Genomic DNA, 10,521 nt, shown 5'->3' on the forward strand with positions numbered 1-10,521 from the left:
CCAACCAAGCCGTTCGTATCAACCACCAGGGAATGAACAGATGCACCGCTCCGAAAAAGTTTCGTTCGAAGGCACCACCGGCGAACTGTTGTCCGGCATCCTCGATGTGCCGGAAGGCCCGGTGAAGGGCTGGGGCGTCTTTTCGCACGGCTTCACGCTGGGCAAGGACAGCCCCGCGGCGTCCCGGATGTGCAAGGCGCTGGCGGACAACGGGATCGGCATGCTCCGCTTCGACAACGTGGGCCTCGGCGGCTCCGCCGGGCAGTGGTCCGCGGGCTCCTTCAGCCACAAGGTGGCGGACACGGTCCGGGCGGCGGAGTACATGCGGGCGGAGGGCCGTGCCATCTCGCTGCTGGTGGGGCATTCCTTCGGCGGCGCCGCCGTTCTTGCGGCCGCGTCCGAAATCGCTGAGGTCGATGCCGTCGCCACGGTGGGTGCGCCCTTCTCCCCCAAACATGTCGCGCACGTCTTCGACGCGGCCCTGGACAAGATCCTGAGCGAGGGCAGCGCCGAGGTGGACCTCGGCGGCAAGCGGGTGGAGATCCGCCGGCACTTCGTGGAGGACCTCGAGAACGCCGACCTCACGGACTGCATCCGGCGGCTGCACAAGCCCCTGATGGTCCTGCACTCCCCCACGGACAACACCGTGGGCATCGAGAACGCCAGCACGATTTTCCAGACCGCCCGCCACCCGCGGAACTTCGTCTCGCTGGAGGGCAGCGACCACCTGCTGACCGGCAAGGGGCAGGCGGCGCGGGCCGCGAAGATTATCGCGGCGTGGGCCGACCAGTACCTCGACGCCGGACGCTGACGCCCACGGGGCGCGGGTGCTCCGCCGGGTGGTGCCGCTCCACGGGCGTCTTTCCGGGCTGCACCTGGCGTGACCCCCAGCCGGCGGTTTTGGCAGCCGGAGCGGCCTTCAGGTCCTCCTCACGGATGGCCGACCAGGACGCGGAAACAAGATAGACCTGGCTGACCAGGTTGAACCAGATCAGCAGCCCGATGATGATGGCGAAGGGCGCCAGGATGGGGTTGCGTCCGGCGCCCGCCAGCAGTTCGGTGCTGAAGACCTGCAGGACTGTGGTGCCCACCCCCGCGAGGATGGTTCCTTCCAGCAGCGCCTGCCGGGAGAGCCTGAGCCCGCCGGCCAGGCGGAACATGATGAGCGCGGTGATCCAGTTCAGTACCAGCGGCACGGCGATCTTGATCAGGGCCGCCAGCGGCCCTGCCACGGCGGGGTCCAGGCGGAGCTGCTCCATCGCCCAGCCCGCGGCGGTGCCGAACACGAGGGACGCACCCGAGCTGATGACCAGGGCGGTGCCGAGCAGCAGCAGTGTTCCGGCGTCGTGCAGTTTCATGATCACGGGATTGAGCTTGAGCGGGCCGAGCATCATGACTCCCCGGAGCCCCTCCCGCAGGCCGGCGATCCAGCCCAGGGACGTGATGACGGTGACGATGGCGGCAATGACTGCCGTCCAGCCGAGACCGTCGGGGTTCAGGAGGTCCTTCGGATCCACCAGCCCGTCACCGCCGTCGACCTTTAACAGGCCCGGGGCACTTTCGGCCACGCTGGCAACGATCCGGTCCAGGAGTGCAGGCTGGCCGCGGAGCGCCAGCCCCGCGATGGAGAAGCCGGTGGTCAGCAGGCCGGTGATGGAGAAGAACATGTTGAAGCCGGTGCCCGCGCTCATCAGCGGGCCGTGCTGGCGTGTGTAGTGCTGCCACGCCCGCATCGGGCGGAAGGCGTTCAGCCTGGCCTGCAGCCACTGGACCAGGGCCATGACCTGGGGCAACGCCCCCTGGCCGGACCGGCGGGCCTTGCCCCACACCACCTGCTTGCGGATGACCTCAAGCTTCAACTTCGCACGCTCAGTGGGGAGCGGTGGCTCCGTCGGCGTTTGTTGCTCGGAGGGCGTCCCGTTCATCGTCTGGTTCGGTACCAAAGTCAAGCTCTTCCCGTAGCTGCCAAATACCATCGGTGTCGTGCTCGTAGAGTCCCATGCTAACCACCGGGAAGGTTGCCCTGTAGTCCTTCAGCACCGTTTCGGCCTCATCGAGGCTTTCCGGTGCGACGTCGTGGGCGATGGTCACATGGGGATGGTAGGCAAACGGCAGCTCACGTTCGAGCGGTCCGGTCTGTAGCTTTTCGTGCAGGTCGACGCATTCCTGGAAGCCGTCCTCCACGTTGATGAACACCACCGGGGAAACGGGCCGGAAGGACCCCGTTCCGCAGATGGTCACCATGAACGGGACCTGCGTCCGGGCCACCTCGCGCACGTGGTCGCGGGCAGCTTCCCAGTCATGCGTGGGCGTGGTGGTGACGAGGGTGATGTGAGCCGGAATGACGGTGGCCATGGGGTCCCCGAAAGATGCCCGCCACCGCTGGAGTTCCTCGGCGATTTCAGGCGGAAAGCCCAGAATAACCCCGAGGCTCATTCCGTCGCTGACTCCGCTGTTGGCGGGCTTGGGGGCCGGCATTTCGCTAGCGGGCTCCGGCATACGGCAGGAAGCCAGTCTTGGCGTAGACGTCCTGGAGGGTGGCGGAGGCGATTGCGCGGGCCTTGTCGGCGCCGTGGGCCAGCAGCCGGTCCAGCTCCGCCGGGTCCGCCAGCAGTTCGTTGGCCCGGTCCCGGATCGGCGTCAGCCGCTCGGTCACCACTTCGGCGAGGTCCACCTTGAGGTGGCCGTACATCTTGCCCTGGTATTCGCCAACGAGGGCGTCCACAGACTTCCCGGTGATGGCCGAGTAGATTGTCAGCAGGTTGGACACGCCGGGCTTGGTTTCCCGGTCGAAGCGGATCTCCGTCTCAGTGTCCGTGACCGCCGACTTGATCCGCTTGGCCGTGACCTTGGGCTCGTCGAGCAGATTGATCAGGCCGGCGGGTGATTCCGCGGACTTGGACATCTTGGCGGTGGGGTTCTGCAGGTCATAGATCTTCGCCGACTCCTTCTGGATGAAGGGCTTGGGCACGGTAAAGGTCTCGCCGAAGCGGGTGTTGAAGCGTGCAGCGAGGTCGCGGCTGAGCTCGACGTGCTGGCGCTGGTCCTCGCCGACGGGGACGCCGTGCGGCTGGTAGAGAAGGATGTCCGCGGCCTGCAGGATCGGGTAGGTGAACAGGCCCACGCTGGCGTGCTCGGAGCCCTGTTTGTGGGCCTTGTCCTTGAACTGCGTCATGCGGGACGCTTCGCCGAAGCCCGTGATGCAGTTCAGCACCCAGGCCAGCTGGGCGTGTTCGGGCACCTGGGACTGGACGAACAGCGTGCACTTGTCCACGTCCACGCCCCCGGCGATGTACTGCGCCGCCGTGACCCGCGTCCGCCGGGCCAGCTCGGCCGGGTCCTGCGGAACGGTGATGGCGTGCAGGTCCGGGATAAAGAAGATTGCGTCGTACTCATCCTGCATCCGCACCCAGTTCACGAGGGCGCCGAGATAGTTGCCAAGGTGCAGGGAATCGGCGGAGGGCTGCATGCCGGACAGGATGCGGTGCCGGATACCGGCGGCCGGCTGGGTTCCGTTGGCTGCTTCGGGCTGCGCAGCTGCGTCGGTCACGGTGGAAGTGGAGGTCATTCGTCGGAGCCTTTGGAACTAGAGCCGGTAGTCCACTACCAGCGGGGCATGGTCAGAGAAGCGGGTGTCCCACGACGGCGCCCGGTCCACGACGGCCTGCACTGCGGCGGCCGCGAGGGCGGGGGTGGCCAGGTGGTAGTCGATGCGCCAGCCGGTGTCGTTGTCGAAGGCCTGGCCGCGCTGAGACCACCAGGTGTAGGGGCCGTTGACGCTGCCCGCCAGGCCCCTGTGAACATCCTTCCAGCCGATCTCCGCACCGAAGAAGCGGTCAAAGTAGGCGCGCTCCTCCGGCAGGAAGCCGGCACGCTTGACGTTGCCCTTCCAGTTCTTGATGTCCAGCTCGGTGTGGCCCACGTTCAGGTCACCGGTGACCAGGGCATGATCGCTGTGTTTGGTGAGCTCGGGCAGACGGGTGCTCATGACATCCAGGAAGCGGTACTTGTCCTCCTGCTTGGGGGTGCCGGCCTCGCCGGAGTGCACGTAGGCGCTCACGACGGTCAGCTGCGACGCGTTGCCTTCGGCGTCGCGGACCCGGAAATCCGCCTCCACCCAACGGCCGGCCGTGGCGAAGTAGTCGTCGCCAATGTGGTCGCGGGTGACGAGGGGCTCCTCGCGGGAGGCGATGGCCACGCCGGCGCGGCCCTTGGCCTCGGCTTCGGCGTGCAGGATGTGCCACCCTTCGCCGATGAGCTGGCGGACAATGGCGTCAGGCGCGCGCACTTCCTGCAGGGTCAGGATGTCCACTTCGCGGGTCGCGAGCCACTCGGCCATGCCCTTCTTGTAGGCAGCGCGGAGGCCGTTGACGTTGACTGTTGCGATGCGAAGGTGGTCCTTCTTCAATGCCGAGCTCACCCGTTCCACTCTAGTCGATGATGGTTCCGGCCACGGGCTCGCCGGAGCCGCCGGAGGACTTGATCATGTCACGGGCGTTGGTGGCGGTGATCTCGATGGTCTCGAGGGCGCGGCGGATGGTGTCCTGGTCCGCGGCTGCACCCTTGGCACGCTCCTGCTCCACCACGCGAACCTGCACCTGCACGATCTTGAAGGAGTGGTCCAGCTTCATGTCCCGGAGTTCCTCCGCTTCACTGCGTTCGCGCACCAGGCGGGTTCCGCCGTGGTCGGCCGAGGCGGTGGAAGGCGCGCGGCCGGTGGCGGCGTTGAACGCGTTGTGCGCCTCATTGATCTTGGCGCCGGCCTTCTTGGCCGCCCGCTGGATGCTGAAAACCACGAAGGAGGCAAGCGCCAGCCAGAACAGCGCGATGACCGCGACAACCCAGCCGACGACGTCGTTCTGGTTGGCGGCGAAGATCACGGCCACCAGGAAGGCGGTGACCAGGACCAGCAGGCCCGGACCGCTGATGCGGAACATGGAGAATCCGCCCCGGCCCGGTGTGGATGACGACTTGGAGCTGCCCAGAGATTGCATGAAGCTATTCTCTCAAATCCCGGGGACGCCCCAGGACGCTTCCACCGGCGGCGAACACCCGCCGGTGGCGAACAGCACCTACTTCAGGAACAGGCTCCGCAGCCTGCCCGTGGTGAGCATGAGGCCCAGCACGATCATGACCAGGTAGTAGCCCACGTGGATGGCAGTGGCCGGTGTGAAGGAGGCGGCGCTGATCTGCCGCAGAAGCTCCACCCCGTGCCACAGCGGCATGGCCTGGATCAGCCACTGGATGTACTCGGGGTAGACGCTCAGCGGATAGAAGGTGGCGCTGAAGAGGAACATCGGCAGCATGATGAAGTTCACCCAGTCCATCTGCTGGAAGGTCTTCATGAAGCTCGTGATGCCCATGCCGAAGCTGGCGAACCCGAACGCGATCAGCACCGAGGCCGGAATCATCAGCAGCGCCCACGGGGTGGTGATGAGCCCCATCAGCCCCATGACCGCCGTGAACCCGGTGGCATACAGCAGGCCGCGCAGCAGGGCCAGGAAGATCTCGCCGATGGCCACGTCGAGGGGACCGAGGGAGGTGTACAGCATTCCCTGGTAGAGCTTCGCGAAGTTCATCTTGAAGAAGACATTCCAGGTGGAGTCGTACACCGCCCCGTTCATGGCCGAGACCGCCAGCAGCGCCGGTGCGATGTACGCTGCGTAGCTGATCTCCTGGCCGCCCGGACCGGAGACGGAGCCCACCACGGCGCCCATGCCGACACCCATGGAAATCAGGAACAGCACCGGCTCGAAGAACCCGGACAGCATCACCAGCCAGTTGCTGCTCTTGGTGGCCATCAGCCCGCGCCCGATCACCGCGCGCGCGTTCCGTGAGTACAGCGGGCCGAAGCGCCGGTTCCGGGCTTCCTCCGTGACGGCGTGGCCCTGGGTCAGGACTGTCACTGCCCCATCCTCCTGACGAATTGGCGCTTGGTGAGGACCCAGCCGAACCAGGCCAGGGCCAGCAGGAACACGACATGGATGATGGTCAGCACCGGGGATTCGTCGTAGCCGAAGGTCATCACCCGGCCCAGCTCCGTGCCGTGCCAGATGGGCGAGATCCAGCCGATCCAGCGGACCAGCACGGGCAGTGTGTCCAGTGGGAAGAACGTGCCGGAGAACAGGAACAGCGGCATGACGATGAACCGCATCACCATGGCGAACTGGCCTTTGTCCTCCTTGACCGAGGCCGCGTACGCCATGAGCGGCAGGCCGAACGAGAGCCCGGCCAGAGTTGCCACCAGCACCGAGCCCCAGCCCCAGCTGCTCGGTGATGCGCCGAACATGGCCACGATGACGAAGTAGATGACGGACTGCAGCAGGAACCGCAGGGTCACCGCGATGATCTGGCCGGCCGCGATCTGTTCCGGGGTCAGCGGGGAGGCGTGCGGGCCGTAGTAGACGCGGCGCCATTTGAAGCCGTCCATCACCGGGAATGTGAATTCGTTGGCTGCGGTCATGACCGCGGCGGAGACGAGCAGTGCCGGCGCGATGAAGGCGATGTAACTGACCCCGCCGAACGCGGAGGCACTGTTGGTGTCCACCAGCGTTGCCAGGCCGACGCCCATCGCGAACAGGTACGCCGCCGGCTGGCCCACGCTGTACAGGAAGATGGACCAGCCGTAGCCCTTCATGACGCGCAGGACCTGCTCTGCGTAGTAGAAGGCGCCCCAGCGCCGCGCCTTGGCAGCCGACACCTCGGGAGGGTGGGCGCGCAAGGCGAGTCCCGCCGTCGTGCTTTCCGGTGGATTCCCGACGGCGGTGGGCCCGGGGGCGTCGCCGCCGGCACGCCCGCTGGCCGGGACAGCAGGCGACGGCTCAGTCAACGAGGCTCCTGCCGGTAAGCCGGAGGAACACGTCCTCCAGCGAAGACCTGCGCACCAGCGAGGTGAGTGGGCGCAGTCCGCGCGCGGAGACTTCCTCCAATGCCGCCTCGCCGTCGTGCGTGTAGATGAGCACCCGGTCCGGGAGCGTCTCCAGGCGTTCGCCGATGCCCTCGAGCTCGGCGCCGATGCTGGCGTTGCGCTCGGAACCGAACCGCAGTTCCAGGACTTCGCGGGTGGAGTAGTCCCGGATGAGCGATGCCGGCGAGCCCTCCGCCATGATCCGGCCCTTGTCCACCACGATCAGCCGGTCGCAGAGCTGCTCGGCCTCATCCATGTAGTGGGTGGTGAGGATCAGCGTGACGCCCTGCTCCTTCAAACGGAACAGGCGGTCCCACAGGATGTGCCGCGCCTGCGGGTCCAGTCCGGTGGTGGGTTCGTCGAGCAGCAGGATGCGGGGCTCGTTGATGAGCGAGCGCGCGATGGTGAGGCGGCGCTTCATGCCGCCGGACAGGGCATCCACCTTGGACTTGGCCTTGTCCGTCAGCTGTGCGAATTCGAGCAGCTCGTCCGCCTTGGGCCTGAGGTAGCTCATGGGCAGCCCGAAGTAGCGGCCGTAGACCAGCAGGTTGTCCCGGACCTTGAGTTCCTCGTCCAGGTTGTCCTGCTGCGGCACCACGCCCAGGTGCGCGCGCACCTCGGGTCCGTTCTGCTCGGGGTCCAGCCCCATGATGGTCAGGTTTCCGGAGGTCCGCTGGGACACTCCGCCGATCATTTTCATGGTGGTGGACTTCCCGGCGCCGTTGGGCCCGAGCAGCCCGAAGGACTCCCCTGCCGGAACGCTGAAGGAAATGCCGTCGACGGCGGTGACGTCGCCGTAGGTCTTGGTCAGGTTCTCGGCGGTAATCACGTACCGCGGCCGGGTGGGCCCTGTTTCTTTCTCGGGCCCTGTCTCGTTAGCGGGCACAGGCTTCTTGGACGTTCCTTCGGCGGAATGGAGTTCGGGCACCCCACCACGCTAGTACGCGGCGCAGGCCAAAGGAATAGCTAAGTCTCAAAAACCCCGAACAGCAACGCGGGGTCACTTTTAGCCCGATGCGGAGGGCGATATCTGACCTCGCGTTGCGGTTGGCGTTACCTGCGGTTCCCTCGAGAGTTCCCCTGCGAGTCCCCCCGCAGGACCTCCAGGCGCTGGCGGTACTCGGTCTCGTCGATCTCGCCGCGCGCGTAGCGCTCACGCAGGACGCTTTCGCCGCCGCGGGCCGTGGCCCACTCGTGGTTCCTGCGCCACGTACGCCGGGCAATGAAGATGAACAGTCCGATCACCAGGATCCAGAACAGCGGGAACAGCAGGAACCATGGCGAGAATCCTGTGCCCCACGGGCCGTGGGCTACGGGATCGGTCAGCAACTGCGCGGACTGGACCGCGAAAGTGGCGGCTAGGGATGAAGTCATGTCATGCTCCCAAAATCTCGGTAAGAGCCGTCCTTCGGCTCTGTTTCGAGTCTGGCCGTCCGACGGCGGCGGGTCGTCCGACGCCGGGAGTCACCTTGGGTGCCCCGCGTACTCCGCCGGGAGTCCGGCCCCTGCCGCTGAAGTCAGACCCTCCCTCACTCCCTGCCGGCCTGACCGCACTGCGGTCGTACCTAGTGAAAGAGGATCGCCGAGGAATCGGCAGGAAGTGAGAGAGCATCGGGTTAGGGCCATTGCTGCCGCCCCAGCCGGATCTGCTGCCCTAGCCGGCCCAGCCGGGCCGCACGAGGCCCGATTCGTAGGCCAGCACCACCAGCTGTGCGCGGTCGCGGACCAGCAGCTTGGTCATGATGCGCGAGACGTGTGTCTTGGCCGTGAGGGGCGTGATCACCAGCCGCTCCGCGATCTCCGCGTTGTTCAGGCCCTCGCCCACGAGACCCAGGACTTCACGCTCACGCTCGGTGATGTTCTCCAGCGGCACCGGAGCCGCCGTCGCCCGGGACTGCAGGGCCAGCTGGGCCATGATGCGCCGGGTGACGGAAGGCGAGAGCAGCGCGTCGCCGTCGTAGACCACCCGGACGGCGCGGAGCAGCTCCTCGGGTTCGGTGTCCTTCACCAGGAACCCTGCCGCCCCGGCGCGCACCGCCTCAGCGATGTATTCGTCCAGTTCGAAGGTGGTGAGGATGATGATGCGAGTGCCGGCGAGGCCTTGGTCCGCCATGATTTTCCGGGTGGCCTCCAGCCCGTCCGTCCCGGGCATCCGGATGTCCATCAGCACCACGTCGGGGCGCTCCCGGGCCGCGAGGCGGACGGCGTCTTGGCCGGTTCCGCACTCGGCCACCACCTCCATGTCCGGTTCTGCGTTCAGGAGGGCACGGAAGCCGGCGCGGATGAGTGTCTGGTCGTCGGCCAGCAGGATGCGGATCACCGCGCCTCCCGGTCTGCTCCGGGGACTGGTCCGGCCAGCCGCGGGGCCACCGGCATCACGGCCCGCACACGCCAGCCCGGACGCAGCGGTGTAAGGTTCAGCGAACCGCCCACGGCGACCGTCCTCTCCCGCATCCCCGTCACCCCGTTGCCTTCCGGCACTCCGGCGGCCCCGGCGCCGTCGTCGTCAACGGTCACGGTGAGCTGTCCTCCGGGGTTCCCCACCGCCGTCGTACCCTCCAGGGCAAGGACGACGGCGGCCTTCCGGGCGCCGGAATGCCGCACCACGTTGGTCAGGGCTTCCTGGACGATCCGGTACGCAGCTTCCTGGACGGCATCCGGAAGCTGCTGCACGCTGGCTGCCTCCGGCAGGGTCAGGCTGACCTCGAGCCCCGCCCGGCGGGCGTCATCGGCGAGCCCCGGAACCCTGTCCAGCCGCGGAGGGGGCGCGGGGCTCAGCGGGGCGTCCTCGCGGAGCACGCCCAGGAGCTGGCGGATCTCGGCCAGCGAATCCTTGCTCGCTGCCTTGATGGCTTCCAGCGCGGGGCGGAACTGGTCAGGGTCCCTCTCTCCGAGGTGCAGCGCCACGGAAGCTCGGACGTTAATGAGCGACAGGGAATGCGCAACGACGTCGTGGATGTCCCGGGCGAGGGCCAGCCGGTACTCGTCGCGGGCCGCCTGCTCGCGGGCCTCGTGCTGGCGGTGCCGTTCCGCCACCCGCTCGGTACGCAGCCGCACGCCCTCCCCCATCAGCACGAGAATGGCCAGCCACGAGGTGCCGGCGAAGGCCCGGACCAGGGCGAACTCGTCGCCGCTGACCGCCGCGCCGGCCACCAGCACGGCTGCACAGGCACCGGCCACGGCCCAGGTCTGCCAGCGCTTCCCGGCCGCGGCGGAAAGCACGATCGCCAGCGCCAGCGACAGGAACACCGGACCCCACGCGTAGCCAACGGCCAGATACGCCCCGACGGACGCCGCCGCGGCCGGAAGCATCACCAGCGGGGCGCGGCGCCGCAGGGACAGGGAGGCCGGTCCAGCCAGCAGCAGGACGACCGCGAGGGCATCCAGCGGCCGGTGGTCCGGCTGGCGGGCGGAGGCGAACACGGTGCCTACCACCTCGAAGATGGCCACGGCAACCACGATGGCTGCTGTGGGCGGTCCCCGGAATCGGCGCTGCATACGTCCGAGCCTAGCCGGGAAGGCCGCACGCGTCGTCGGCTTAACGGCGTAGGGGGCCGAAAGCACCAGGATTAGGCGCCCGAAGCCCCCCCCCCGCCCAAAACACCCAAGCCCCG

At 67.5% G+C, this 10,521-nt stretch carries 12 protein-coding genes; 1 reads left to right on the plus strand and 11 read right to left on the minus strand.

All coding sequences use genetic code 11. The features are described 5' to 3' along the window. Positions 1-40 precede the first annotated feature (40 nt). A complete protein-coding gene (locus ACFRAU_RS22160; protein ID WP_377996916.1) occupies positions 41-811 on the plus strand; it encodes an alpha/beta hydrolase family protein in 771 nt (256 codons plus the stop codon). Here ACFRAU_RS22160 and ACFRAU_RS22165 read toward each other — a convergent pair. The 11 genes from ACFRAU_RS22165 to ACFRAU_RS22215 form a co-directional block, all read right to left on the minus strand. Continuing rightward, positions 768-1,781: a YihY/virulence factor BrkB family protein gene (locus ACFRAU_RS22165; protein ID WP_378001503.1), complete on the minus strand. Its 1,014-nt coding sequence runs from the start codon at positions 1,779-1,781 to the stop codon at positions 768-770. The genes ACFRAU_RS22160 and ACFRAU_RS22165 overlap by 44 nt on opposite strands. 88 nt (positions 1,782-1,869) lie before the next feature. Continuing rightward, positions 1,870-2,478, minus strand: a complete 609-nt coding sequence (locus ACFRAU_RS22170; RefSeq protein ID WP_377996915.1) for a 2'-5' RNA ligase family protein — start codon at positions 2,476-2,478, stop codon at positions 1,870-1,872. Between the two features lie 4 nt (positions 2,479-2,482). Beyond that, on the minus strand, positions 2,483-3,568 hold the full coding sequence (gene trpS, locus ACFRAU_RS22175; RefSeq protein WP_378001496.1) for a tryptophan--tRNA ligase: 1,086 nt from the start codon (positions 3,566-3,568) through the stop codon (positions 2,483-2,485). An 18-nt stretch (positions 3,569-3,586) separates the two neighbouring features. Continuing rightward, positions 3,587-4,420 carry an exodeoxyribonuclease III gene (locus tag ACFRAU_RS22180; protein ID WP_378001497.1) on the minus strand — a complete coding sequence of 278 codons (834 nt, stop codon included), beginning with the start codon at positions 4,418-4,420 and terminating at the stop codon, positions 3,587-3,589. 10 nt (positions 4,421-4,430) lie between these two features. Then, positions 4,431-4,994: a hypothetical protein gene (locus ACFRAU_RS22185; protein ID WP_377996912.1), complete on the minus strand. Its 564-nt coding sequence runs from the start codon at positions 4,992-4,994 to the stop codon at positions 4,431-4,433. A 78-nt stretch (positions 4,995-5,072) separates the two neighbouring features. Then, positions 5,073-5,906 carry an ABC transporter permease gene (locus ACFRAU_RS22190; protein ID WP_377996911.1) on the minus strand — a complete coding sequence of 278 codons (834 nt, stop codon included), beginning with the start codon at positions 5,904-5,906 and terminating at the stop codon, positions 5,073-5,075. Beyond that, positions 5,903-6,721 carry an ABC transporter permease gene (locus tag ACFRAU_RS22195; protein WP_378001504.1) on the minus strand — a complete coding sequence of 273 codons (819 nt, stop codon included), beginning with the start codon at positions 6,719-6,721 and terminating at the stop codon, positions 5,903-5,905. Before ACFRAU_RS22195 ends, ACFRAU_RS22190 begins: the two co-directional genes overlap by 4 nt. 100 nt (positions 6,722-6,821) lie before the next feature. Continuing rightward, the gene (locus tag ACFRAU_RS22200; protein WP_378001505.1) at positions 6,822-7,793 is read right to left on the minus strand and encodes an ABC transporter ATP-binding protein; all 972 of its coding nucleotides are present in this window, start codon (positions 7,791-7,793) and stop codon (positions 6,822-6,824) included. A gap of 167 nt (positions 7,794-7,960) precedes the next feature. Next, positions 7,961-8,281 carry an SHOCT domain-containing protein gene (locus tag ACFRAU_RS22205; protein WP_377996910.1) on the minus strand — a complete coding sequence of 107 codons (321 nt, stop codon included), beginning with the start codon at positions 8,279-8,281 and terminating at the stop codon, positions 7,961-7,963. A 280-nt stretch (positions 8,282-8,561) separates the two neighbouring features. Further along, positions 8,562-9,227 carry a response regulator gene (locus ACFRAU_RS22210; RefSeq protein WP_378001498.1) on the minus strand — a complete coding sequence of 222 codons (666 nt, stop codon included), beginning with the start codon at positions 9,225-9,227 and terminating at the stop codon, positions 8,562-8,564. Next, positions 9,224-10,405 (minus strand): sensor histidine kinase, encoded by a 1,182-nt coding sequence (locus ACFRAU_RS22215; RefSeq protein ID WP_378001499.1) that lies wholly within the window; start codon positions 10,403-10,405, stop codon positions 9,224-9,226. The genes ACFRAU_RS22210 and ACFRAU_RS22215 overlap by 4 nt, the downstream gene beginning before the upstream one ends. Positions 10,406-10,521 lie beyond the last annotated feature (116 nt).

This window comes from Arthrobacter sp. NPDC056691 (genome assembly GCF_042791415.1).
GTDB lineage: Bacteria > Actinomycetota > Actinomycetes > Actinomycetales > Micrococcaceae > Arthrobacter.